Origin of the sequence: Micromonospora sp. NPDC051925 (genome assembly GCF_044548625.1) — a bacterium.
Taxonomy (GTDB): domain Bacteria; phylum Actinomycetota; class Actinomycetes; order Mycobacteriales; family Micromonosporaceae; genus Micromonospora.
On sequence record NZ_JBIUCH010000007.1, the window covers coordinates 248,043 to 271,742 of the forward strand.

The following is a 23,700-nucleotide window of genomic DNA, read 5'->3' on the forward strand; positions in this document are numbered from 1 at the left end:
CGAGAGGAGCATCGATGGAGACCTTCGGAACCCGGTTGCACCGGGCGGTGGCGGAGCGTGGGCCGCTCTGCGTGGGCATCGACCCGCATCCCGGGTTGCTGGCGCGCTGGGGCCTGCCGGACGACGTCGACGGGCTGGAGCGGTTCGTCCGGACCGTCGTGGAAGCGCTCGGTGACCGGGTTGCGGTGATCAAGCCCCAGTCGGCCTTCTTCGAGCGATTCGGGAGCCGCGGAGTGGCGATTCTTGAGTCAACTATCCGACAGTTGCGCGAGGCTGGCTCGCTCGTTCTCCTCGACGCCAAGCGCGGTGACATCGGTTCGACAGTCGCGGCGTACGCCTCCGCGTACCTTGATCCATCCAGCCCGCTGTATGTCGACGCGGTCACCGCGAGCCCCTACCTGGGAGTAGGTTCACTGGCGCCGATGTTCGAGTCGGCCGCCACGCACGGTGGCGGAGTGTTCGTGTTAGCGCTCACCTCGAACCCCGAAGGGGCGGCGGTGCAGCGTGCCGTCACCTCCGGCGGGCGCACCGTCGCGCAGCTTGTTATCGATGAGATTTCCCAGCTCAACAGGGGTGCCGAGCCGCTCGGGAGTTTCGGATTGGTGGTCGGCGCGACCATCGGCGACACCGGTCACGACCTGTCCCGGGTCAACGGTCCACTGCTCGCTCCGGGGCTCGGCGCACAGGGCGCGACGGCTGCGGACCTACCGGTCGTGTTCGGTTCGAGCCTGTCCGCAGTGCTGCCGTCGTACTCCCGGGAGGTGCTCGGGGCGGGCCCCGACGTCGACGCGTTGCGGGCCGCCGCGGACCGCGCGGCAGCCGACTGCCGGCACATTCTGGCTGCCCGTGACTGACTGACGGCTCGGTCACTTTACGTTGATCATCGCGCGTCCACGTTGCCGAAAGCTCCGCCGAACGCTAGTTTTCCCCGCGCTGGGAACCACGGACCCCTTTGGTTGCCAGCGACACCACGTTTCACAGAGCGGCGGTGCGTTCCGCCCGCCGCGATAGGGACCTGAGGAGAACTGGTGCCGCTCCCGTCACTGACCCCCGAGCAGCGCGCTGCCGCGCTGGAAAAGGCCGCGGAGATCCGCAAGGCCCGTGCTGAGCTGAAGGAGCAGCTCAAGCAGGGCAAGACCACCCTGGCCGTAGTCCTTGCGCGAGCCGAGTCCGACGACGTCGTCGGCAAGCTCAAGGTGTCGGCCGTGCTGCAGGCGATGCCGGGTATCGGCAAGATCCGGGCCACCCAGATCATGGAGAAGCTCAAGATCGCCGACAGCCGCCGCCTGCGTGGCCTGGGCGAGCAGCAGCGCAAGGCGCTGCTTGGAGAGTTCGCCGCCAACTGAACGCCGCAGCAGGTAGAAACAAGCGGTGAGCACGGATGACGAGGCGTGCCCGGCGGCTCGGCTCACCGTCCTGACCGGACCTTCGGGTGTCGGTCGGGGCGGTGTGGTCGAGGCGGTCCGGGCACGTTCGCCGTCCGTGTGGGTGCCGGTTCCGGTGACCACCCGGCCGCGTCGCCCCGACGAGTCCGACGGCGTCGACCGGCTCTTTCGGGAGCCGGCCGAATTCGATCGGATGATCGCCGCGGGCGAGCTGCTCGAGTGGTCCCGGGCCGGGCCGTACCGCCGGGGCACCCCGCGCGCCCCGGTGATCGACCGACTGGCGCGGGGGCGGCCGGTACTGCTCCCGTTGGACCTGCCCGGGGCGCTCGCCGTACGGGCGGCCCTGCCGGGGGCCCGTCTGGTGCTGCTGCTGCCGCCCGGACACCGTCCGGAGCCGGCCGTCATGGCCCTCGCCGGGCACACCGTCCGGCACGACCTCACCGAGCGCGCCACCGCCGAGCTGGTAGGCTTGCTCGGTTCGTCCTAATCTGGCTCCTGTCCGGCCGTAGACCCGCGGTCGAGCGGCCGGTCGCGTTCGCGCGGCCGAGCGACCAGCCGCGTTCGCGCGGACACTTCAGACGCAGAGGTATTTCGTGGGATCCATCGCCAACCCCGAGGGCATCACCAACCCGCCGATCGACGAGCTTCTCGAGAAGACCACCTCGAAGTACGCGCTGGTGATCTTCGCCGCCAAGCGTGCGCGTCAGGTCAACGCCTACTACAGCCAGCTCGGCGAGGGCCTGCTCGAGTACGTCGGCCCGCTCGTGGAGACCACCCCGCAGGAGAAGCCGCTCTCCATCGCCATGCGCGAGATCAACGCGGGCCTGCTCACCGCCGAGCCGACCGACCAGCCGTAACCCCCGTAGCCCCGATGTCCGCCGAGATCGTGCTCGGAGTCGGCGGTGGCATTGCCGCCTACAAGGCGTGCGAGCTGCTGCGACTCTTCACGGAGTCGGGTCACCGGGTCCGGGTCGTGCCGACCGCGTCGGCGCTCCGCTTCGTCGGGGCGCCGACCTGGGCGGCGCTGTCCGGCCAGCCGGTCGCCGACGACGTCTGGTCCGACGTGCACGAGGTGCCGCACGTCCGGCTCGGCCAGCGCGCCGACCTGGTGGTGGTGGCGCCGACCACGGCGGACCTGCTCGCCAAGGCCGCCCACGGCCTCGCGGACGACCTGCTCACCAACACCCTGCTCACCGCGCGCTGCCCGGTGGTGCTCGCCCCGGCGATGCACACCGAGATGTGGGAGCACCCGGCCACCGTCGCGAACGTGGCCACCCTGCGCGCCCGGGGCGTCCGGGTGATCGAGCCCGCCGTCGGTCGGCTCACCGGCGCGGACAGCGGCAAGGGGCGGCTACCCGAACCCGCCGAGATCTTCGCGGTCGCCAGCCGGGCTCTCGCCCGAGGCGTCGACGCCCCCGCCGACCTCGCCGGCCGGCACCTGGTGGTCACCGCGGGCGGCACCCGGGAACCCCTCGACCCGGTCCGGTTCCTCGGCAACCGGTCCTCCGGCAAGCAGGGCTACGCGTTCGCCCGCGCGGCCGTCGCCCGCGGCGCCCGGGTCACCCTGATCGCCGCGAACGTGTCACTGGCCGACCCGGCCGGGGTCGACCTGGTCCGGGTGGGCACCACCGAGGAGCTGCGCACGGCGACCCTGACCGCCGCCGACGACGCCGACGCGGTGGTGATGGCGGCGGCTCCGGCCGATTTCCGTCCGGCGAGCTACGCGACTGGCAAAATCAAGAAGTCGGACGACGGCAGCGCGCCGACCATCGCGCTCGTCACCAACCCCGACATCGCCGCCGAGCTGGGGCGTCGTCGCCGTCCGGAGCAGGTGCTGGTGGTGTTCGCCGCCGAGACCGGCGACGCCGAGGCCAACGGCCGGGCCAAACTGGCCCGCAAACGGGCCGACCTCGTGGTCGTCAACGAGGTCGGGGTCGACAAGGTCTTCGGCGCCGACACCAACGCGGCCACCGTGATCGGTGCGGACGGTGCCGTGCACCACCTTCCCGAGCAGGCCAAGGAGGACCTGGCCGACAGCGTCTGGGACCTCGTCCTCGCCCGGTGGCCCGCCCGGTCCTGAACGATGGATGCCGGCTCGCCCTGTCGAGAGTGGCGCACCGTGATGACTAGACTGCTGCGGAACGATTTTCTAAAGAGCTTAGGAGTGCCGTGACACGCCGCCTCTTCACGTCCGAATCGGTCACGGAAGGCCACCCGGACAAGATCGCTGACCAGATCAGCGACGGGATCCTCGACGCCCTGCTCACCCAGGACCCGCACAGCCGCGTCGCCGTCGAGACGCTGATCACCACAGGTCAGGTCCATGTCGCCGGCGAGGTGACCACCAAGGCGTACGCCGACATCCCGACCATCGTCCGGGAAACGATCCTCGGCATCGGGTACGACTCGTCGAAGAAGGGCTTCGACGGCGCCTCCTGCGGTGTCAGCGTCTCCATCGGCGCGCAGTCGCCCGACATCGCGCAGGGTGTCGACAACGCCTTCGAGCTGCGGACCGGGGCGTCGGAGAGCGCGCTGGACGCGCAGGGTGCCGGCGACCAGGGCATGATGTTCGGCTTCGCCTGCTCGGAGACGCCGGAGCTGATGCCGCTGCCGATCGCACTGGCACACCGGCTGGCCCGGCGGCTGTCCGCGGTGCGCAAGGACGGGACCATCCCGTACCTGCGGCCGGACGGCAAGACCCAGGTCACCATCGAGTACGAGGGCCTGCGCCCGGTCCGGCTGAACACCGTCGTGGTGTCCAGCCAGCACGCCGCGGACATCTCGCTGGACTCGCTGCTCACCCCGGACGTGCGTGACCACGTCATCGCCCCGGAGCTGGAGAGCCTGGGCCTGGACACCGAGGGCTACCGGCTGCTGGTCAACCCGACCGGCCGGTTCGAGATCGGTGGCCCGATGGGTGACGCCGGCCTGACCGGCCGGAAGATCATCGTCGACACCTACGGCGGGTACGCCCGGCACGGTGGCGGCGCGTTCTCCGGCAAGGACCCGTCCAAGGTGGACCGCTCCGCCGCGTACGCGATGCGCTGGGTGGCCAAGAACGTGGTCGCCGCCGGCCTGGCCGAGCGCTGCGAGGCGCAGGTCGCGTACGCGATCGGCAAGGCCCACCCGGTCAGCCTCTTCATCGAGACCTTCGGCACCGAGACCGTGCCGGTGGCCGCGATCGAGAAGGCGGTAGGCGAGGTCTTCGACCTGCGCCCGGCGGCCATCATCCGGGACCTCAACCTGCTCCGCCCGATCTACCGGCAGACCGCCGCCTACGGCCACTTCGGCCGTGAGCTGCCGGAGCTGACCTGGGAGAACACCGACCGGGCCGCCGACCTGAAGTCGGTAGCGGGAGCCTGACCGGTACCACGCCCAACGACCGGCGACCCGCGGACGGGTCGCCGGTCGCTCGGGTTTGCGTGGACGTCCCGCTGCCGCACCTCGACCGCCCCTTCGACTACCTGGTCCCCGTCGGCCTGGACGCCGACGCGGTCCCCGGGGTCCGGGTCAAGGTCCGCTTCGCCGGCCAGCTGGTCGACGGGTGGCTGCTGGAACGCGTCGACGCCTCGACGCACGACGGCAAGCTGGCGTACCTGGAGAAGGTGGTCTCCCCGGAGCCGGTGCTGGCGGCGGAGGTGGCCCACCTGGCCCGGGCGGTCGCCAACCGGTACGCCGGCAACCTCGCCGACGTGCTCCGGCTGGCCGTCCCGCCCCGGCACGCCCGGGTCGAGAAGGAACCCCGTGCCGCCGCCGATCCGGCCGGTGGGCCCGCCACCCCTGATCCGACCCCCGCCCCGCCGGCGACCCGGGCCGTGGTCGACCCGCGTGGGTGGCGGGACTATCCGGCGGGACCGGCGTACCTGACGGCGCTCGCCGACGGGCGGGCGCCCCGGGCCGTCTGGTCGGCGCTGGCCGGGGAGGACTGGGCGGCCCGGTACGCCGACGCGGTCGCCGCCACCGTCGCCGGGGGGCGGGGCGCGGTGGTGGTGGTGGCCGACGCCCGGGACCTCGACCGCCTCGACGCGGCGCTGACCGCCCTGCTCGGCCCCGGACGGCACGTGACCCTCTCCGCCGCGCTCGGCCCGGCCCGCCGCTACCGTGCCTTCCTGGCCGCCCGCCGGGGTGACGTGCCGGTGGTGATCGGCACCCGGGCCGCCATGTTCGCCCCGGTGGAGCGGCTCGGCCTGGTGGCGATCTGGGACGACGGGGACGACCTGCACGCCGAGCCGCGGGCGCCCTACCCGCACGCCCGGGAGGTGCTGCTCACCCGGGCCCGGCTCGCCGACGCCGCCGCGCTGGTCGGCGGCTGGACCCGGACCGCGGAGGGGCAGCTGCTGGTGGAGACCGGGTGGGCCCGCGAGGTGGTCGCCGACCGGGCGACCCTGCGGGCGCGTACCCCGGCCATCGCCCCGACCGGTGACGACCCGCAGCTGGCCCGCGACCCGGGTGCCGCGACGGCCCGGTTGCCCAGTCTGGCCTGGACCACCGCCCGGGATACCCTGCGCGCGGACGCGCCGGTGCTGGTCCAGGTGCCCCGCCGGGGCTACCTGCCCTCGGTCTCCTGCGCCGACTGCCGGATCCCGGCCCGCTGCCCGCACTGCGCCGGCCCCCTGGCGCTGCGCGCCGCCGACGCCCCGCCCGCCTGCCGGTGGTGCGGCCGGGTCACCGCCGCGTACGCCTGCCCGCAGTGCGGCGGGCGGCGGCTGCGGGCGGCGGTCACCGGCGCCCGCCGGACCGCCGAGGAACTGGGCCGGGCCTTTCCGGGTGTGCCGGTGCGCACCTCCGGCCGCGACGAGGTGCTGGCCGACGTCCCGGACGGTGCCGGGCTGGTGATCGCCACTCCTGGTGCCGAGCCGGTGGCCGAGGGCGGGTACGGCGCGGTCCTGCTGCTGGACTCCTGGGCCCTGCTCACCCGGGCCGACCTGCGGGCCGGCGAGGAGACCCTGCGGCGGTGGCTCTCCGCCGCGGCCCTGGCCCGGCCCGCCCCGGCCGGCGGGAAGGTGGTGGTGGTCGCCGACGGCGCGCTCGCCCCGGTGCAGGCGTTGCTGCGCTGGGATCCGGCCTGGTTCGCCGCCCGGGAGTTGGCCGAGCGCCGGGAGCTGGGTTTCCCACCGGCGGTGAAGATGGCCAGCGTCACCGGCGGCGCGGACGCGGTGGCCGACCTGCTGGCACAGGCCCGGCTGCCCGACGGGGCGGAGGTGCTCGGCCCGGTCCCCGCCGACCAGGACCGGGAACGGATGCTGGTCCGGGTGCCCCGGTCGCGGGCCGCCGCGCTGGCCGAGGCGCTGCACACCGCCGCCGGGGTACGCAGCGCCCGCCGGTCCGCCGATCCGGTCCGCCTCCAGGTCGATCCGCTCAGCCTGTTCTGAGTCACTGATCAGTTTCGCCGGCCGCCTGGCCAGCCGTCCGTCGCACAACGGGTACGGCGGACGGCGGAGTTACGCGTGATAGCATCGCCCGTCATGCCCGGGCGCACGGATGGCGCGACGAACGCGGGAGCGCGTCGAACCGACGCCAGATCGATGATCTCAAGCAGCCGGTGAGCAGGGGTGGACCAGTCGTGACCGTTCGTCAGTCGATCGTCTTCAACGGTGACCTCGGTAGCGGCAAGAGCACCGTCTCCGTCGAGATCGCCAAGCGGCTGGGCCTGCGCCGGGTCAGCGTCGGTGATCTCTACCGGCAGATGGCGCAGGAGCGGCAGATGACCGCGCTCCAGCTCAACCTGCACGCCGAGCTGGACCAGGCCGTCGACGGCTACGTCGACCAGCTCCAGCGCGACATCGCCGCCTCCGGCGAGTCCCTCGTGATGGACTCCCGGCTGGCCTGGCACTTCTTCACCGACGCGCTCAAGGTGCACATGATCACCGAGCCGGCCGAGGCGGCCCGCCGGGTGCTGCTGCGCCCCTCCGGCCCCGCCGAGAGCTACACCTCCCTGGAGGAGGCGGAGGCCAAGCTCCGCGAACGCAGCGAGAGCGAGCGCCACCGGTTCATCCTCCGGTACGGCGTCGACAAGGCCCGGCTGCGCAACTACGACCTGGTCTGTGACACCACCCGGGCCGCCGCCGACGAGGTCATCACGCACATCGTCGACGCGTACGAGGGCCGGCTCGGTGCCGACGTGCTGCGCGACGCCCCACCGCTGCTGCTGCTGGACCCGGCCCGGGTCTACCCGACCGAGGACGTCGCCACCCTGCGCGGGCTCGGGGAGTCCGAGTTCGTCGACCAGTTGGCGGCGGCCGGTGACGAGGCCCTCGAACCGCTGCGGATCGGCTTCACCGGCGAGTACTTCTTCGTCGTCGACGGGCATCGCCGGCTCAGTGCCGCCCTGCGCAACGGCTTCCCGCTGGTGCCGGCGCAGCTGGTGGCCGAGGTGGACGAGCCGGTCGTCGGGGGGACGAGCGCGGTCGACTACTTCGCCGCCCAGGTCCGCCCGAGCCTCGTCCACGACTGGGAGGCCGCCCACGGCACCCGGCTCCCGCTGCCCGCGCACGCGCTGCTCGGCGGGGACGCGGTGCTGGCCGGGGAGCCCGGAGCCGGCGCCTGATCCCGGCCCGCACCTCCACCGGGGCCGGAGGGGGTCGCGGGCACGGCGCCGGACGCCGCATGATGGGACCTTCCGACATGTCGACGCGGGAGGCCGTACGTGGACGCTGCCGAGGCGCTGAGCGTGCTGATGTCCCCACCCGGGCGGGTCGACCCGTACCCCACCTACGAGCGGTTGCGGGCGGCCGGCCCGGTGGTCCGGGCCGGGCCGGTGTTCTTCGTGGTCACCGGCTACGCCGAAGCCGACGAGATGCTCCGCGACCCCCGCTTCGGGGTGCTCGACGACGTGCTGCGCGACCAGTTCCTGCCCGGCTGGCAGGGCAGCCCGGCGATGGTGTCGATCTCCCGGTCGATGCTGCGTACCAACCCGCCGGACCACAGCCGGATGCGTCGGCTCGTGGCGGGGGCGTTCACCCCGCGCCGGATCGCCGTCCTGCGGGAGGTCGTCGAGGCGCAGGCCGACCAGCTCGTCGACCGGATGATCGACGACGGGCGGGCGGGGACGCCGGTCGACTTCATGCAGTCCTTCGCGTACCCGTTGCCGGTCGGGGTGATCTGCGCGCTGCTCGGCGTCCCGGCGGCCGACCGACCGCTGTTCCGCCGCTGGGCCGCCGACCTGACCGGGGTGCTCGAACCGGAGATCACCCCGGCGGAGCTGGTGGTGGCCGACCGGGGCGCGACGGAGCTGCGTGGCTACTTCGCCGAACTGATCCGGGCCCGCCGCCGCAGGCCCGCCGACGACCTGACCACCGATCTGGTCCAGGCACACGACGCTGACGGCGACCGGCTCACCGCCGACGAGCTGCTGGCCAACCTGGTGGTGCTGCTGGTGGCCGGCTTCGAGACGACCACCAACCTGCTCGGCAACGGGCTCGTCGTCCTGCTCGACCACCCCCGCCAGGCCGCCGCCCTGCGCGAGCACCCCGAGTTCGCCCCCGGTTACGTGGAGGAGCTGCTGCGCATCGACTCCCCGGTGCAGCTCACCACCCGGGTCAGCGCCGCCGCCACGACCTGCGGCGGGGTCGACCTGCCGGCAGGGAGCTGGATACTGCTGCTGCTCGGGGCCGCCAACCGGGATCCGCGCCGGTACCCGGAGCCGGAGCGGTTCGACCCGTGGCGGCCGTCGGTGCACCCACTCTCCTTCGGCGCCGGCCCGCACTACTGCCTCGGCGCCGGGCTGGCCCGGCTGGAGGCGCAGCTGGCCTTCCCGCTGTTGCTGCGCCGACTGCCCGGACTGGCCCGCGCCGGTCGGCCGGAGCGGCGCACCCGGCTCACCCTGCGCGGCTTCGACACCCTGCCGGTGACCACGGACACCGCCTCCGGGTCGGCGCATCGCGGTAGGCCGGCCGGTACCACCCTCGGCACTCCGTAGACTGGTACGGCACCACGCCGTCCAACGAAGGAGCCACCCCGCGTGACCGTCCAGCCCATCCGTCTGTTCGGGGACCCGGTGCTGCGCACGCCGGCCGATCCGGTCGTCGACTTCGACGTCGAGCTGCGTAAGCTCATCGCCGACCTCACCGACACGATGCGCGACCGCGGCGGCGCCGGGCTGGCCGCGCCCCAGCTCGGCGTGGGCCTGCGGGTCTTCGCCTTCGAGGTGGACGACGTGCTCGGCCACCTGGTCAACCCGGTGCTGGAGTTCCCCGACGCCGAGGAGCAGGACGGCCCGGAGGGCTGTCTGTCGATTCCCGGGCTGTACTTCGACACCAGGCGCCGACAGAACGTGATCGCCAAGGGCTTCAACGGCTACGGCGACCCGTTGCAGATCGTCGGCACCGGGCTGATGGCCCGCTGTGTCCAGCACGAGACCGACCACCTCGACGGGGTGCTCTTCCTGGACCGGCTGGACCCGGCCGGGCGCAAGGAGGCCATGAAGGCGATCCGCCAGGCCGACTGGTACGACGAAGCCGCCCCGCCGACGGTCAAGGTCAGCCCGCACGCCGCCGGCAGCCCTTTCGGTCTGGGCCGGTGACCCGCCGATGCGTCTGATCTTCGCCGGTACGCCGGCTGTCGCCGTCCCGGCCCTGGCCGCCGTGCACGCCTCCGGGCACGAGTTGGTGGCCGTGGTGACCCGCCCCGACGCGCCCGCCGGCCGGGGCCGGGGTGTGGTCCGCTCACCCGTCGGCGCCTGGGCCGACGAGCACGGCATCGAGGTGCTCACTCCGGCCCGGCCCCGGGAGCCCGAGTTCCTCGACCGGCTCGGTGCCCTGGCGCCCGACTGCGTGCCGGTGGTCGCCTACGGCGCGCTGGTGCCCCCGGCGGCGCTGGAGATCCCCCGGTTCGGCTGGGTCAACCTGCACTTCTCGTTGCTGCCCGCATGGCGGGGCGCGGCCCCCGTGCAGCACGCGGTGCTGCACGGCGACGAGCTGACCGGGGCCAGCGTCTTCCAGCTGGAACAGGGGCTGGACACCGGCCCGGTCTACGGCACGCTCACCGACGAGATCCGCCCCACCGACACCTCCGGCGACCTGCTGGAGCGGCTCGCCCACTCCGGCGCCGGGCTGCTGGTGGCCGTCCTGGACGCGATCGGGGCGGGCACCGCCCGAGCCGAGCCGCAGCCCGCCGACGGGGTCTCGCTGGCCCCGAAGCTGACCGTGGACGACGCCCGGGTGCGCTGGACCGACCCCGCCTTCGCGGTGGACCGGCGGGTCCGCGCCTGCACCCCGGCACCCGGCCCGTGGACGACCTTCCGGGGCGACCGGGTCAAGCTCGGCCCGGTGACCCCGGTCGGCAACGGCCCCGATCTGAAGCCTGGAGAACTGCTGGTGGAGAAGTCCCGCGTGTTGGCCGGCACGGCGACCGTGCCGGTGCAGCTCGGTGAGGTACGGGCGGCGGGCAAGAAGGCCATGCCGGCGACCGACTGGGCGCGCGGCGTCCGGGCCGGTGCCGGGGAGGAACTCGCGTGACCGGGCCGACGCAACGGCCCGAGCGCCCTGCCGACGACCGGGGTCCGGCTGCCCCCACCGCCGACCGGCGGTCCGAGCCTCCTGCCGCCGACCGGCGGTCCGAGCCTCCTGCCGACGCTCGGCCGTCCGAGCGGCGCGGTGACGACCGGCGGTCCGAGCGGCCCGTCGGTGGCTACCGGGGTGACCGGCCCGCCCGCTCCGGCGGGTGGGGTGAGCGGGGCGGGGCCGACCGGCGGGACGGGCGACCCGGCCGGCCGGTCCGGCCGGCGGTGGACCGGCCCCGGTACGCGGCGTACCAGGCGGTCGCGGCGGTGCACCGCGACGACGCGTACGCCAACCTGGTGCTGCCGGCGATGCTCCGCGAGGAGGGGCTGACCGGGCGGGATGCCGCCTTCGCCACCGAGCTGACCTACGGAACCCTGCGCCAGCTCGGCACCCTGGACACGATCCTCACCGCCGCGGCTGGCCGGGACGTCGAGCGGATCGACCCGCCCGTGCGCGACGCGCTGCGGCTCGGGGCGTACCAGCTGCTGCACACCCGGGTACCGGCGCACGCCGCCGTGTCGTCCACGGTGGACCTGGTCCGGGCGGTCGGGCCGGGCGCCACCGGTTTCGCCAACGCGGTGCTGCGCGAGGTGGCCGGCCAGGATCTCGACGCCTGGGTGGCAAAGCTCGCCCCGTCGATGACGGCCGACCCGATCGGCCACCTGGCCGTGACCTACAGCCACCCGCAGTGGATCGTGCGGGCCTTCGCCGATGCCCTCGGCGGTGACCTGGGCGAGACCACCCGTCTGTTGATCGAGGACAACGAGCGCCCGCCGGTGCACCTGTGCGCCCGTCCCGGCCGGGCGGACCCGGTCGAGCTGGCCGACGAGGTCGGCGGTGCCCCGGGCGCGTTCTCCCCGTACGCGGTCTATCTGGGTGGGGGTGCCCCCGGTGACCTGCCGGCATTGGCCGACGGCCGGGCGCACGTGCAGGACGAGGGCTCCCAGCTGGTGGCGAACGCGCTGGCAGTGGCCCCGCTCGACGGCCCCGACGGCCGCTGGCTGGACCTGTGCGCCGGCCCCGGTGGCAAGTCCGGCCTGCTCGGTGCGCTCGCCGCGCAGCGGGGCGCCCGGGTGACCGCGGTGGAAATCGCCGAGCACCGGGCCCGGCTGGTCGAACAGGCGACCCGGGGGTTGCCGGTGAACGTGCTGCACGCCGACGGCCGTACCGTCGGGGCGGACCCGAAGCTGCCGGAGGCGCACTTCGACCGGGTGCTGGTCGACGCCCCGTGCACGGGGCTGGGTTCGCTGCGTCGCCGGCCGGAGTCGCGCTGGCGGCGGCAGCCGTCGGACCTGCCACCGCTGACCCGGCTGCAGCGGGAACTGCTCACCGCCGCACTGCGGGCGGCCCGTCCGGGTGGCCTCGTCGCCTACGTCACCTGCTCCCCGCACACCGTGGAGACGCACGTGACGGTCACCGAGGCGGCCCGCCGCGCCGGGGTGCCGGCGGACTTCGTCGACGCCCGTACGCTGCTGCCGCCCGGCATGCCCGGCCTGGGCGACGGCCCCACGGTGCAACTCTGGCCCCACCGCCACGGCACCGACGCCATGTTCCTCGCCGTCCTCCGCCGAGGCTAACCCCCACCCCCACCTGGCCCCACCCACTCACCCCCCGGTGATCAAGAGGTTTACGTCAGTATCGCGCTGGCGGATGACGTAAACCTCTTGATCAACCCCGGAGAGGGGGAGGAGGGGGAGGAGGGGAGGGGTGTTAGCGGAGGGGGAGGGAGTGGGGGCCGGCGTTCTTGAGGGAGCGGGTGAGGGTGCGGTCGCTGAGCCAGAGGAAGCACTGGACCCCACGGTTGCCGCTGCGCCACTCCCGCTCGAACGGGTGGTAGTAGATCGAGCCGGCCCGGAACTTCAGGTTGCCGTCGTTCGGCACGCCGGTGTGCCGGGCGATCAGGCCGAGACAGCCCCGGTGGGTCCGGTCGCCGGAGCGCTGGAACTCGGCATAGCTGACGTCCGGGGCCTGCCACACCCCGACGAACTCGGCGTGGTGCCGGGCGGTGCAGGAGACCGGGGTCATCGCCTGGACGTCGTCCCGGGCGACCTTCGGGTTGAAGCAGCCGAGCTTCAGGTCGGTGTCGTCGGCCAGAGCTCCCCGCAGGCTCCCGGTGCGCGGGCGGATCCCCGGCTCGTCGATGCTTCGGACCTCGCCGAGCTCGCAGCGGAACCAGCGGGCCCCGCCGGCCCAGCCCTGCGGGGAGGGGAAGACGACGGTCAGGCCGAGCCGGCCGGCCCGCCAGTCCGTGCCGATCTCCCGGCGTACCTCCCGGTCGCACTCGGCGTGAGCCGTCCGGACGGCGGGTGAACCGGCTGCCGGGGGAGCGGTCTGCCGGGCAGGTGCCCCGGTCAGGGTGCCCACGTGCATCGTCTCGGTGTGGTGCGTCCCGGCGCAGTCGACGGGATTCCAGCCGCTGAGGTAGCCGACGTCCTGCACCCCGGCGTGGCAGGCGCCCTCGGTGGGGACGAAGACCTGCGGGGTGGCCAGCGCAGGCCACTCGTCGGTCAGGTCACGGTCGATCCCGGCCGGGGTGGCGCAGCCGCCCAACGCCAGGGCCGTCACGCCGCCCGCGGCGAGCGCCGTCCACCACCGCCGCATCACACCCGTCCCTCGCTCGTCGCCAGCGCGGTGTCGGCTCGTCGCGGGCCCGGAGACCGGCCGGATCGCGCTGTTGCTCTACGTCACGGTGCGGCAGCTTACGGCACCCGGGCTCAGATCGCGGGCAGACCCTTCGGGCCGGCGCCGCGCATCGAGCGGGTCAGCTTCCGGTCGTCGCTCCACAGGAAGCAACGGATTCCCCGGTCGCCCTCCTCCCACTCACGCTGCGACGGAGGATAGAAGATGGACCCGGCCCGGTACGGCAGGTCGCTGTTGTTGGGCACCTCGGCGAAGCCGGCGATCAGCGCCATGCAACGCCGGTGCACCCGCTGGTTGGCGCGACCGAACTCGGCCCAGCTGAGGTCGCTGCGCTCCAGGTAGACGCCGACGAACTCGGCGCGGTGCGGCTCGGAGCAGAGCACCGGCGCCATGTAGTTGAGGTTGTTGCCGATCAGCTTGGGATCGAAACAGCGGTGGCTGAGCGGGTTGTCGCCGATCATCGCCCCCCGCAGGCTGCCGACGCGGTTCACCGGCCGGGTGTTGTCGATGCTGTCGGTCTCGCTGAGGTCGCACCGGAACCAGCGGGCGCCGCTGTTCCAGGCCGAGTTGGACGGCAGCGCGATGTTCATGGTGAGCCGGGCGGAGTGCCAGTCGCCGCCGAGCACGTCCCGGGCCCGCTGGTCGCACTCGGTGCGGGCGGGTCGCAGCGCGGCGGACCCCGGCTCGGGCCGGTCACCCCGGACCACCGCGCCGGTGAAGGTGCCGACGTGGATGGCCTCGGCCAGGTGGCTGCGCGCACAGTCCACCAGTTCGTAGGTGCCGGCCTGTACCACCGGGGTTATCCGGGGCAGGCAGGCGTCGGTGGCGGGCACGAACGACTGGGCCACCGGCAGCACCGGCCAGTCGTCGAGCAGGTCACCGTCGGCGCTGTGCTGCGGCACGCAGCCGCCGAGCGCCACCGTCACCGCGCCGGCCAGCGCCAGCGTCACGAGCCACCGTCGCATCGTCCGCCCTTTCCGGGAGATGACGGTCCGTCGCCGCGCCCCGCGTGGCGTTGCCCGCCGCCGGGCGAGCAGCATACGTGACCGTCCCGGATGGAGTGTTGCCGTGTCGGGGTCGTTCGGCCAGTCACGGCTGGCTCTTCGTCCCGATCTCGGCCCGAAGGGAGCTGATTATGCACTGTGCGTCACGTATGGGTCACAAGGTGTCGCTCATGGTGCCGTGCTGTCCGCGGCGGACGGCCGCGTTCGTACACTTGCCCCGTGACCGTACCGCCGTCGATCATCGCGCCCAGCATCCTCGCCGCCGATTTCGCCCGCCTCGCCGATGAAGTCCGCGCCGTCGAGGGCGCTGCGGACTGGCTGCACGTCGACGTGATGGACAACCACTTCGTCCCCAACCTCACCATCGGCCTGCCGGTGGTGCAGAGCCTGCGGTCGGTGACCCAGCTCCCGTTCGACGTGCACCTCATGATCACCGACCCGCGGCGGTGGGCCCCCGGCTACGCCGACGCCGGCGCGTACAACGTCACCTTCCACGCCGAGGCGTGCGACGACCCGGTCGCGCTCGCCAAGGAACTCCGCTCGGCCGGCGCCAAGGCCGGGCTGGCCATCGACCGGGACACCCCGATCGAGCCGTACCTGGAGCTGCTGCCCAGCTTCGACACCCTGCTGATCATGACGATCAAGGCCGGCTTCGGTGGGCAACGGTTCATCCCGCAACTGCTGGACAAGGTGCGGGCGGCCCGGCGGCACGTCGACAGCGGCCACCTGGAACTGCGCATCGAGGTGGACGGCGGGATCGCCGCCGACACCATCGAGCAGGCCGCGGCGGCCGGCGCGGACGCCTTCGTCGCCGGCACCGCCGTGTACGGGGCAGCCGACCCGGCCGAGGCGGTCCGCCGCCTGCGTGGGCTCGCGGAGCGCGCGGTCCCCGGGGCCTGAGGTGGAGCCCGCCGGTGACCGTCCCGACCTGATCCTGGTCGTCGACGACGACGAGGACATCGCCCGCTTCGTCGAGTTCAACCTGCGGTTGCACGGCTTCGAGGTGCTGCATGCCGGTGACGGCCAGGAGGCCCTCGACATGATCGAGCGGCACCGGCCGGACCTGGCGGTGGTGGACCTGATGATGCCGCGCATCGACGGCCTGGAACTGACCCGCCGGCTGCGCGCCAACCCGATCACCTCGGCGCTGCCGGTGATCATGTTGACCGCCAAGGGAATGACCGTGGACAAGGTCCACGGGCTCAGCGCCGGTGCCGACGACTACCTGGTCAAGCCCTTCGACACCGCCGAACTGGTGGCCCGGGTCAGCTCCACGCTGCGCCGCAACAAGGAGTTCCGCGAGGTCTCCCCGCTGACCGGCCTGCCCGGCAACAGCCGGATCCGCCGGGAGATCAGCGACCGGGTACGCAGCGGCGTGGACTACGCCGTCGGCTACATCGACATCGACCGGTTCAAGAGCGTCAACGACCGGTACGGCTTCGTCCGGGGCGACGAGTTCATCTCGGCGCTGGCCCGTAGCCTGCACCGGGCGGTGGTCGCGATCGGGCTGCCGCCGGCCTTTCTCGGCCACGTCGGCGGAGACGACTTCGTGATCGTCTGCGCCCCCGAGCAGATCCGCCCGCTGACCTCGCGGGCCGTGGTCGACTTCGAGAAGTCCGCCGACACCCTCTACGACCCGACCGACCGGGAGCGCGGTTTCGTCGAGTTGAAGGACCGCCGGGGCAACATCCGGCGAGCTGCCCTGGTCACGCTCTCCATCGGCGTCTCGCTCTCGGACGCCAGGAAGCGCTTCGCCGACCCACTGGACGCCATCGCCAGCGCCAGCGAGATGAAAACGGTCGCCAAGAGCCAACCGGGTTCATACGTCGCGGTGGACCGCCGACGTGCCGGCGGGGTGTGAAGTAGCACGCTGGAGGTGGCGGACCTCCCGGGTGAACGTGTAAGACTTCGCATGTACCCACCACGCGCTGGCGGGGCTCGGTGAAATTCCGAACCGGCGGTGATCCACGGCCAACGTGGTAAGCCCGCGACCCGGACGGCTCTGCCGTCCGGTGGACCTGGTGAGAATCCGGGGCCGACGGTGGGGGAGCGGTTCGTCCGCACCCCCGACAGTCCGGATGGGAGACAGCGCGCGGGCGGGGCGGGCCTGCGCGAGCGCCTTCCGGCCGCGCGTGGGCTCCCCGGGGCGGCTCTGCCGTTCCCGGCTCCGCCCGCTGCCCGGCTTCTCCCGTACCGCCCGCGCGCGGACCGGCGAGGGAGAGGGCAGGGCATGGACGGCGTCTCCGTCGATGAGGCGATGTGTCGTGCCATCGCGCTCGGCGCCCGTGGCCTCGGCACCACCAGCCCCAACCCCGTCGTCGGATGCGTGCTGCTCGATGCGGACGGCGTCGTCGTCGGGGAGGGGTTCCACGCGTACACCGGCGGGCCGCACGCCGAGATCGTCGCGCTCGCCCAGGCCGGTGAGCGGGCCCGGGGCGGCACCGCCGTGGTCACCCTGGAACCCTGCGACCACACCGGTCGCACCGGCCCGTGCAGCCACGCCCTCATCCGCGCCGGGGTCGCCCGGGTGGTCATCGCCGTGCCCGACCCCAATCCGGTCGCCTCGGGCGGTGCCGCCACCCTGCGCGCCGCCGGGGTGCGGGTGGAGTTCGGGGTACGCGCCGACGAGGCCGAGGCCGGCAACGTCGCCTGGCTGACCTCGATGCGGCGCGGCTGGCCGTACCTGATCTGGAAGTACGCCGCCACCCTCGACGGCCGGTCGGCGGCGGCCGACGGCAGCAGCATGTGGATCACCTCCGAGGCCGCCCGGATGGACGTGCACGCGCTGCGCGGCACGGTGGACGCGGTCATCGCCGGGGTGGGCACCGTGCTCGCCGACGACCCCCGGCTCACCGCCCGCAACCTGCGCGACGGCACCCTGGCCATCCGGCAACCGCTGCGGGTGGTGGTGGACAGCGCGGGGCGTACCCCGGTCGACGCCCGGGTCCGCGACGGCGCCGCCCGGACCTGGATCGCCACCGCCGCGCAGGTCGGGGCCGGCCCGGACGGCCGGGTCGACCTGCCGGCCCTGCTGGCCGAGCTGCACCACCGGGGGGTGCGGGCCGCGCTGCTGGAGGGCGGTCCCCGGCTGGCCGGGGCGTTCCTCGCCGCCGGCCTGGTCGACCGGGTCGTCGGGTACGTCGCGCCGAAACTGCTCGGCGCCGGCCCGACCGCGCTGATCGACGCGGGTGTGACGACCATCGCCGAGGCCATCGATCTGGAGATCACCGACGTTACCCGGGTCGGTTCCGACCTGCGGATCACCGCGCTGCCCCGGAAGAGGGAGGCCTGAGATGTTCACCGGCATCGTCGAGGAGTTGGGCGAGGTCGTCCGGATCGCCGACACCGGGGGTGACTCGGCGCTGGTCGCGATCCGCGGCCCGCTGGTCACCTCGGACGCCCGGCACGGCGACTCCATCGCGGTCAACGGGGTCTGCCTGACCGTGGTCGACGTCGGCGGCGGGGTGTTCACCGCCGACGTGATGGGGGAGACGCTGCGCCGTTCCGCGCTCGGCGGGCTGCGCCCCGACGACCCGGTCAACCTGGAGCGGGCCGCCGCGCTGAACAGCAGGCTCGGCGGGCACCTGGTGCAGGGGCACGTCGACGGGGTCGGCGAACTGCTCTCCCGGGAACCGGCCGCGCAGTGGGAGACACTGCGTTTCCGGCTCCCCGCCGCCCTGGCGCGGTACGTGGTGGAGAAGGGCTCGATCACCGTCGACGGGGTGTCGCTGACCGTGGCGGCGGTCGGCGACGACTGGTTCACCGTCGGGCTGATCCCGACCACCCTGAAACTCACCACCCTCGGTGCCCGGGGTGTCGGTGACCCGGTCAACCTGGAGGTGGACGTACTGGCCAAGTACGTCGAACGCCTCCTCGGCACCCGCCCGGCGACCGATCCGACGGCGGCCGGGGGTACCGCCGGCCCGCTGATCCCGCCCGTCGACGGCGGTGCCCGGTGACGGGGCCGCTCGGCTGGCTGCTCGACGCCCAGGTGCACGTCGCCGGCTCGCCGGTGCTGGTCCGGGAGATCGTCGGCAACGTCTTCGGGCTGGCCTCGGCGCTTCTCGGGCTGCGCCGACTGGTCTGGGCCTGGCCGGTCGGCATGATCGGCAACGGGTTGCTGTTCACCGTCTTCCTCGGTGGCGTGTTCGCCACCCCACAGGCGCACGACCTCTACGGCCAGGCCGGCCGGCAGGTCTTCTTCTTCGCGGTCAGCGTCTACGGCTGGTGGCGCTGGTCGGGCAACCGCCGCCACGGCGCTGACGGGCCGGCGGTCAGCCCTCGCTGGGCCACCGGCCGGGAACGGCTGGGCATGCTGCTGGCCGCCGTCGTCGGCAGCGCCCTCGGCTACCCGGTGCTCGCCGGGCTCGGGTCGTGGGGCCCGCTGCCGGACGCCTGGATTCTCACCGGCAGCCTGCTGGCCACCTATGGCATGGCCCGGGGCTGGGTGGAGTTCTGGCTGGTCTGGATCGCCGTGGACGCGGTCGGCGTACCGCTGCTGCTGCGCGGCGGCTTCTACCCGTCGGCGGCCATGTACCTGGTCTACGGCGCCTTCTGCGTCGCGGGTTTCGCCGCCTGGTGGGGCAGCTCGCGGGCGACCAGGGCGACCTCCCGACCGATCCCGTCCACCTACTCGGAGGTCGTGGCATGAGTGAGCGCGTTTCCATCTTCGCCGACATCGAGCAGGCGGTGGCCGACATCGCCGCCGGCCGTCCCGTCGTCGTGGTCGACGACGAGCACCGGGAGAACGAGGGCGACCTGATCTTCGCCGCCGAACTGGCCACCCCGGAGCTGCTGGCCTTCATGGTCCGCTGGACCTCCGGCTACGTCTGCGTCCCGCTGACCGAGTCGGAGTGCGACCGGCTGGACCTGCCACCGATGCACCACACCAACCAGGACCGGCGCGGCACCGCGTACACGGTGACCGTGGACGCCCGGGAGGGGGTCAGCACGGGCATCTCCGCCGCGGACCGGGCGCACACCATCCGGCTGCTCGCCGACCCCGGCACCGACCCGACGGACCTGGCCCGCCCCGGCCACGTGGTGCCGCTGCGGGCCCGCGAGGGCGGGGTGCTGCGCCGTCCCGGGCACACCGAGGCGGCCGTCGACCTGACCCGGCTGGCCGGGCTGCGCCCCGCCGGGGTGCTCTGCGAGCTGGTCAACGACGACGGCACCATGATGCGCCTGCCGGACCTGGAGAAGTTCTGCGCCGAGCACTCGCTCACCCTGGTCACCATCGCCGACCTGGTGGCGTATCGGCGGCGGCACGAGAAGCAGGTGGAGCAGGTCGCCGAGGCACGGATGCCCACCCCGTACGGGGTGTTCCAGGCGCTGGGCTACCGGGCCGAGCACGACCCGGCCGAGCACGTCGCGATGGTCTTCGGTGACCTGGGCGACGGGCAGGACGTGCTGGTCCGGGTGCACTCCGAGTGCCTCACCGGGGACGTCTTCGGCTCGCTGCGCTGCGACTGCGGCCCACAGTTGCAGGCGTCGCTGGCCCGGGTCGCCCGGGAGGGGCGGGGCGTGGTCCTCTACGTGCGCGGGCACGAGGGACGGGGCATCGGCCTGCTGCACAAGCTCCAGGCGTACCAGCTCCAGGACCAGGGGCGCGACACGGTGGACGCGAACCTCGACCTGGGGCTGCCCGCCGACGCCCGGGACTACGGCACCGGCGCGCAGATCCTCTACGACCTGGGCGTGCGGTCGATGCGGCTGCTCACCAACAACCCGGCCAAGCGCGCCGGGCTGGAGGGGTACGGGCTGACCATCACCGGCCGGGAGGGGCTGCCGGTCCGGCCGCACCCGGAGAACGTCCGCTACCTGCGGACGAAGCGGGACCGGATGGGCCACCTGTTGGACGAGCTGGACGAGGTGACCGAGGCCCCGATGGGTCGTCCGGTCGCCGGCGACGAGATCGGAGCGTAACGATGGCGGGTTTCGGTGAACCCGGAGTGACCCCGGTGGACGCCACCGGGCTGACCGTCGGGGTGGTGGCCGCCCGCTGGCACGGCGAGCTGACCGACCACATGCTCGACCGGGCGGTGGCCGCCGCGCAGGCGTGCGGTGCGCGGGCGGTGACGGCCCGGGTGGCCGGCTCGGTGGAGCTGCCGGTGGTGGCCCAGGCCCTGGCCCGGCGCTGCGACGTGGTGGTGGCCCTCGGCGTGGTGGTGCGCGGCACGACCGCGCACTTCGACTACGTCTGCCGGTCGGTGACCGACGGTCTGACCCGGATCGCTCTCGACGAGGGCAAGCCGGTGGCGCACGGGGTGCTCACCGTGAACACCATCGAGCAGGCCCGGGACCGCGCCGGGCTGCCCGGGTCGGCCGAGGACAAGGGCTGGGCGGCGACGGTGGCTGCCCTGGACGCCGCCCTGGCGATCCGGGCCGTCGCCCACGCCAACGGCCACCGGGTCGGCTTCGCCGGCTGACCGGTCCGGGCCGTGGTGCCCCACCACCCGGCTCCCGGCCCGCGCGGCCAGGAGCCGGCTGACACCCGCTCCGTGGGGCGAGGTCGCACCTCGCCCCACGGAGCCGGTCCGCCTGGCGACGCTCAGAGTCGACCGGCCTCGATGATGCGTTTGAGGAACTGCCGGGTGCGCGGCTGGGTCGGCTCGCCGAGCACCTGGGCGGGCGGGCCGGCCTCGACCACCCGGCCGGCGTCGAGGAAGCAGACCTGGTCGGCGACGTCCCGGGCGAAGCCCATCTCGTGGGTGGCCAGCACCATGGTCATCCCGTCGGCCTTCAGGTCCCGGATCATCGACAGCACCTCTCCGACCAGCTCCGGGTCGAGCGCCGAGGTGACCTCGTCGAGCAGCATCAGCCGGGGGGAGTTGGCCAACGCCCGGACGATCGCCACCCGCTGCTGCTGGCCGCCGGAGAGCCGGTCCGGGTAGGCGTCCGCCTTCGCCCCCAGTCCCACCCGGTCCAGCAGCTCCCGGGCCTGCGCCTCGGCGTCGGCCCGCCCCCGCCGGTACACCCGGCGTGGGGCGAGGGTGACGTTCTCCAGCACGCTCAGGTGCGGAAACAGGTTGTACGACTGGAAGACCATGCCGATCCGCCGGCGGACCCGGTCGGGGTCGACCCGGGGGTCGGAGATCTCCTCGCCGTCCAGCTCGATGGTCCCGTCGTCCAGCTCCTCCAGCAGGTTGAGGCAGCGCAGCAGCGTCGACTTGCCCGACCCGGACGCCCCGATCAGGGCCACCACCTGGTGCTCGTCGACGGTCAGGTCGAGACCGTCGAGCACCACCTGCTCGCCGAACTCCTTACGCAGCCCCCGGCAGGTCAGCATCGCCATGTCAGCCTCCGGACTGGCGTCGGGCGGAGCGCAGCGTCACCCAGTCGGTGACCGCGATCAGCGGGATGGCGAGCAGCACGAACAGCACCCCGGCCAGGATGTACGGCGTGTAGTTGAACGTCTGCGCGGTGGCGATCTGCGCCGCCCGGACCGCGTCGATCGGGCCGGCCAGGGAGACCAGGCCGACGTCCTTCTGCAACGCCACCACGTCGTTGAGCAGTGGCGGCGCGACCCGCCGGACGGCCTGCGGCAGCACCACGTGCCGCATGGTCTGCCGGTAGGTCAGCCCGAGCGAGCGGGCTGCCGCGAGCTGGCTCGGGTGGATCGACTCGATGCCGGCCCGGAACACCTCCGCCAGGTAACCACCGTAGGTGAGCACCAGCGCCAGCCCGCCGAGCACCAGCACCGGGGGCATGCCCCGTAACCGCAGGCCGGGCACGCCGAGGGTGAGCACGTACAGCACGATGATCAGGGGCAGGCCCCGGAAGGTGTACGTGTAGCCCGCCGCGAGCGCGCGGACCGGGAAGAAGACCGGGCCCCGCAGGGTACGCAGCAGCGCGATCAGCAGGCCGAGCAGCAGCGCCCCGACGGCGCAGCAGACCAGCAGCCGGACGTTGAGCCAGAGCCCGGTCAGCACCTCCGGCAGGGCGTCCCGGGCGATCGCCGGGTCGAGGAACGACCGGCGGACCCGGTCCCAGCCGGGCGCGCCGGTGACCGCGACGACCAGCAGCGTGCCGAGCACCGCCGTGGAGGCGGCGGCGACCAGCACGCTGCGGGTCGTCTGCCGACGCCGGTAGGCGGCCCGCCGCCGCTGGGCGGCCGAGGGGGTGTGCTGGCGGCGTGGCGTCGGGGTGCCGTGGGGGTGGGTCGCCCGGTGGCTCACTGGAGTTCGGTCGCCCCCGCCACCTGGGTGAGCCACTTCTGCTCCAGCTGCTTGAGCGTGCCCGCCTCGGAGAGTTCGCCGACCGTCCTGCTGACGCAGGCGGTGAGCGGGGAGTCCTTGTCCAACAGCAGCCCGAACGCCTCCGGTGCGCCGACCTGCGGCAACTGCCCGACGACGGTGGCGTCGGGCAGCTCCGTCCCGGTGATGTAGAACGCCGTCGGCAGGTCGACCACCAGCCCGTCGAGCTGGCCGTTCTGCAGGGCCTTCTTGGCGTCGTCGTTGCTGTTGTAGACCTGCGGCTTCGCCTTGGGCTTGATCAGGTCGGTGATCGCCTGGTAGCTGGTCGTGCCGACCTGGGCGCCGAGCTTGGCGTCCTTCAGGTCGGCCAGCGACTTCTTCCCGGCGATCTTGGACGACTTGAGCGCGATCACGGTCTGCCGCACCAGGTAGTAGGGGGCGGAGAAGTCGACCGCCTGCTTGCGTTCCTCGGTGATGGAGAACTGGTTGATGTCGAAGTCGAACGTCTTCGGTCCGGGGGCGATGGCGGTGTCGAACTTGACCCGGGTCCAGGTGACGTCCCCGCGGGCGTACCCGAGCTTCTCGGCCACCGCGTACGCGACGGCGGCCTCGAAGCCCTCGCCGGTGTCGGGCTTGTCGCCCCGGAACCACGGCTCGTACGCGGGCTCGTCGGTGGCGACGGTGAGCTTGCCCGCCGTCCGGGTCTTCAGGCCCTCCTTGGTGCAGGTGGCCGCCGTGGGAACGGCGTCGGGGGTGGGGGTCTCGTCCTGGGGTGCGCATCCGGCCACCGCGACGAGGAGCGCGGCGGCGGCGGTGGCGGCGGCCGTGCGGGTACGTGAGCTGCTGCTGACCATGGCCGCCAGGATAAAGAAGACCGCCGATCCCCCGAAGGGTGTCCCATCAGGTAGATGAGAGATCGGTGTCCATTCGTGTCCGGTCCGTTGCCGGCGGTCGGTCCGGCGTCGGGTGACCGTCG

At 73.4% G+C, this 23,700-nt stretch carries 24 protein-coding genes and 1 riboswitch; of the genes, 19 read left to right on the forward strand and 5 right to left on the reverse strand.

The annotated features are described in order from the left end of the window. Nucleotides 1-14 precede the first annotated feature (14 nt). The 12 genes from pyrF to ACIG87_RS11990 all read left to right on the forward strand — a co-directional run bounded on the left by pyrF (nt 15) and on the right by ACIG87_RS11990 (nt 12,462). Nucleotides 15-854 (forward strand): orotidine-5'-phosphate decarboxylase, encoded by an 840-nt coding sequence (gene pyrF / locus ACIG87_RS11935; protein WP_396850567.1) that lies wholly within the window; start codon nt 15-17, stop codon nt 852-854. A 174-nt stretch (nt 855-1,028) separates the two neighbouring features. Next, nucleotides 1,029-1,346: an integration host factor, actinobacterial type gene (gene mihF, locus ACIG87_RS11940; protein ID WP_396850468.1), complete on the forward strand. Its 318-nt coding sequence runs from the start codon at nt 1,029-1,031 to the stop codon at nt 1,344-1,346. 25 nt (nt 1,347-1,371) lie between these two features. Then, entirely contained in the window at nt 1,372-1,872 is a 501-nt protein-coding gene (locus ACIG87_RS11945) for a guanylate kinase (RefSeq protein WP_396850470.1), read from the forward strand. 106 nt (nt 1,873-1,978) lie between these two features. Beyond that, nucleotides 1,979-2,242, forward strand: a complete 264-nt coding sequence (gene rpoZ, locus ACIG87_RS11950; RefSeq protein ID WP_007075826.1) for a DNA-directed RNA polymerase subunit omega — start codon at nt 1,979-1,981, stop codon at nt 2,240-2,242. A 14-nt stretch (nt 2,243-2,256) separates the two neighbouring features. After that, nucleotides 2,257-3,465, forward strand: coding sequence for a bifunctional phosphopantothenoylcysteine decarboxylase/phosphopantothenate--cysteine ligase CoaBC (coaBC, locus tag ACIG87_RS11955; RefSeq protein ID WP_396850472.1), 1,209 nt, complete (start codon nt 2,257-2,259; stop codon nt 3,463-3,465). Between the two features lie 89 nt (nt 3,466-3,554). Next, entirely contained in the window at nt 3,555-4,748 is a 1,194-nt protein-coding gene (gene metK / locus ACIG87_RS11960; RefSeq protein WP_396850474.1) for a methionine adenosyltransferase, read from the forward strand. A 59-nt stretch (nt 4,749-4,807) separates the two neighbouring features. Next, nucleotides 4,808-6,757, forward strand: coding sequence for a primosomal protein N' (locus ACIG87_RS11965; RefSeq protein WP_396850476.1), 1,950 nt, complete (start codon nt 4,808-4,810; stop codon nt 6,755-6,757). 191 nt (nt 6,758-6,948) lie between these two features. Further along, a complete protein-coding gene (locus ACIG87_RS11970) occupies nt 6,949-7,932 on the forward strand; it encodes an AAA family ATPase (protein WP_396850478.1) in 984 nt (327 codons plus the stop codon). 99 nt (nt 7,933-8,031) lie between these two features. Beyond that, entirely contained in the window at nt 8,032-9,303 is a 1,272-nt protein-coding gene (locus ACIG87_RS11975; RefSeq protein ID WP_396850479.1) for a cytochrome P450, read from the forward strand. Between the two features lie 42 nt (nt 9,304-9,345). Beyond that, the gene (def, locus tag ACIG87_RS11980; protein WP_396850480.1) at nt 9,346-9,906 is read left to right on the forward strand and encodes a peptide deformylase; all 561 of its coding nucleotides are present in this window, start codon (nt 9,346-9,348) and stop codon (nt 9,904-9,906) included. Nucleotides 9,907-9,913: 7 nt separating this feature from the next. After that, nucleotides 9,914-10,840 (forward strand): methionyl-tRNA formyltransferase, encoded by a 927-nt coding sequence (gene fmt, locus ACIG87_RS11985; protein WP_396850481.1) that lies wholly within the window; start codon nt 9,914-9,916, stop codon nt 10,838-10,840. A gap of 269 nt (nt 10,841-11,109) precedes the next feature. Further along, a complete protein-coding gene (locus tag ACIG87_RS11990; protein WP_396850568.1) occupies nt 11,110-12,462 on the forward strand; it encodes an RsmB/NOP family class I SAM-dependent RNA methyltransferase in 1,353 nt (450 codons plus the stop codon). A gap of 133 nt (nt 12,463-12,595) precedes the next feature. Here the strand turns inward: ACIG87_RS11990 and ACIG87_RS11995 are convergent, their stop codons facing one another. Both ACIG87_RS11995 and ACIG87_RS12000 read right to left on the reverse strand, forming a co-directional pair. Beyond that, the gene (locus tag ACIG87_RS11995) at nt 12,596-13,486 is read right to left on the reverse strand and encodes a septum formation family protein (protein WP_396850483.1); all 891 of its coding nucleotides are present in this window, start codon (nt 13,484-13,486) and stop codon (nt 12,596-12,598) included. 113 nt (nt 13,487-13,599) lie between these two features. Beyond that, entirely contained in the window at nt 13,600-14,490 is an 891-nt protein-coding gene (locus tag ACIG87_RS12000) for a septum formation family protein (RefSeq protein ID WP_396850485.1), read from the reverse strand. Between the two features lie 258 nt (nt 14,491-14,748). Here ACIG87_RS12000 and rpe point away from each other — a divergent pair, with 258 nt between their 5' ends. The 7 genes from rpe (at nt 14,749) to ribH (ending at nt 20,957) form a co-directional block, all read left to right on the forward strand. After that, nucleotides 14,749-15,429, forward strand: coding sequence for a ribulose-phosphate 3-epimerase (gene rpe, locus ACIG87_RS12005; RefSeq protein WP_396850487.1), 681 nt, complete (start codon nt 14,749-14,751; stop codon nt 15,427-15,429). Beyond that, on the forward strand, nt 15,395-16,390 hold the full coding sequence (locus tag ACIG87_RS12010) for a response regulator (protein ID WP_396850489.1): 996 nt from the start codon (nt 15,395-15,397) through the stop codon (nt 16,388-16,390). Before rpe ends, ACIG87_RS12010 begins: the two co-directional genes overlap by 35 nt. Nucleotides 16,391-16,452: 62 nt before the next feature. Then, nucleotides 16,453-16,623: riboswitch (FMN riboswitch) on the forward strand. Between the two features lie 136 nt (nt 16,624-16,759). Next, entirely contained in the window at nt 16,760-17,821 is a 1,062-nt protein-coding gene (ribD, locus tag ACIG87_RS12015; protein ID WP_396850490.1) for a bifunctional diaminohydroxyphosphoribosylaminopyrimidine deaminase/5-amino-6-(5-phosphoribosylamino)uracil reductase RibD, read from the forward strand. 1 nt (nt 17,822) lies between these two features. Beyond that, nucleotides 17,823-18,488, forward strand: a complete 666-nt coding sequence (locus tag ACIG87_RS12020; protein WP_396850491.1) for a riboflavin synthase — start codon at nt 17,823-17,825, stop codon at nt 18,486-18,488. Beyond that, complete coding sequence (gene pnuC / locus ACIG87_RS12025; RefSeq protein ID WP_396850492.1) at nt 18,485-19,180, forward strand: nicotinamide riboside transporter PnuC; 696 nt, start codon at nt 18,485-18,487, stop codon at nt 19,178-19,180. The genes ACIG87_RS12020 and pnuC overlap by 4 nt, the downstream gene beginning before the upstream one ends. Then, nucleotides 19,177-20,454 carry a bifunctional 3,4-dihydroxy-2-butanone-4-phosphate synthase/GTP cyclohydrolase II gene (locus tag ACIG87_RS12030; RefSeq protein ID WP_396850494.1) on the forward strand — a complete coding sequence of 426 codons (1,278 nt, stop codon included), beginning with the start codon at nt 19,177-19,179 and terminating at the stop codon, nt 20,452-20,454. Before pnuC ends, ACIG87_RS12030 begins: the two co-directional genes overlap by 4 nt. 2 nt (nt 20,455-20,456) lie before the next feature. Beyond that, a complete protein-coding gene (gene ribH / locus ACIG87_RS12035) occupies nt 20,457-20,957 on the forward strand; it encodes a 6,7-dimethyl-8-ribityllumazine synthase (protein ID WP_396850496.1) in 501 nt (166 codons plus the stop codon). Between the two features lie 122 nt (nt 20,958-21,079). Here the strand turns inward: ribH and ACIG87_RS12040 are convergent, their stop codons facing one another. From ACIG87_RS12040 to ACIG87_RS12050, 3 genes are read right to left on the reverse strand one after another with little or no spacing between them, the layout of a single operon-like run. Next, nucleotides 21,080-21,823, reverse strand: a complete 744-nt coding sequence (locus ACIG87_RS12040; RefSeq protein ID WP_396850497.1) for an amino acid ABC transporter ATP-binding protein — start codon at nt 21,821-21,823, stop codon at nt 21,080-21,082. Nucleotide 21,824: 1 nt separating this feature from the next. Then, nucleotides 21,825-22,706 carry an amino acid ABC transporter permease gene (locus tag ACIG87_RS12045; RefSeq protein WP_396850498.1) on the reverse strand — a complete coding sequence of 294 codons (882 nt, stop codon included), beginning with the start codon at nt 22,704-22,706 and terminating at the stop codon, nt 21,825-21,827. Then, complete coding sequence (locus ACIG87_RS12050; RefSeq protein WP_396850500.1) at nt 22,703-23,578, reverse strand: transporter substrate-binding domain-containing protein; 876 nt, start codon at nt 23,576-23,578, stop codon at nt 22,703-22,705. Before ACIG87_RS12050 ends, ACIG87_RS12045 begins: the two co-directional genes overlap by 4 nt. Between the last annotated feature and the right edge of the window lie 122 nt (nt 23,579-23,700).

What these genes read in the sequence shown, in the direction of transcription:
- pyrF (WP_396850567.1), top strand. Translation starts at nt 15, where the DNA reads ATGGAGACCTTCGGAACCCGGTTGCACCGGGCGGTGGCGGAGCGTGGG.
- coaBC (WP_396850472.1), top strand. Translation starts at nt 2,257, where the DNA reads ATGTCCGCCGAGATCGTGCTCGGAGTCGGCGGTGGCATTGCCGCCTAC.
- fmt (WP_396850481.1), top strand. Translation starts at nt 9,914, where the DNA reads ATGCGTCTGATCTTCGCCGGTACGCCGGCTGTCGCCGTCCCGGCCCTG.
- ACIG87_RS11995 (WP_396850483.1), bottom strand. Translation starts at nt 13,486, where the DNA reads ATGCGGCGGTGGTGGACGGCGCTCGCCGCGGGCGGCGTGACGGCCCTG.
- ACIG87_RS12000 (WP_396850485.1), bottom strand. Translation starts at nt 14,490, where the DNA reads ATGCGACGGTGGCTCGTGACGCTGGCGCTGGCCGGCGCGGTGACGGTG.
- ribD (WP_396850490.1), top strand. Translation starts at nt 16,760, where the DNA reads ATGGACGGCGTCTCCGTCGATGAGGCGATGTGTCGTGCCATCGCGCTC.
- ACIG87_RS12020 (WP_396850491.1), top strand. Translation starts at nt 17,823, where the DNA reads ATGTTCACCGGCATCGTCGAGGAGTTGGGCGAGGTCGTCCGGATCGCC.
- ACIG87_RS12030 (WP_396850494.1), top strand. Translation starts at nt 19,177, where the DNA reads ATGAGTGAGCGCGTTTCCATCTTCGCCGACATCGAGCAGGCGGTGGCC.
- ribH (WP_396850496.1), top strand. Translation starts at nt 20,457, where the DNA reads ATGGCGGGTTTCGGTGAACCCGGAGTGACCCCGGTGGACGCCACCGGG.
- ACIG87_RS12040 (WP_396850497.1), bottom strand. Translation starts at nt 21,823, where the DNA reads ATGGCGATGCTGACCTGCCGGGGGCTGCGTAAGGAGTTCGGCGAGCAG.
- ACIG87_RS12050 (WP_396850500.1), bottom strand. Translation starts at nt 23,578, where the DNA reads ATGGTCAGCAGCAGCTCACGTACCCGCACGGCCGCCGCCACCGCCGCC.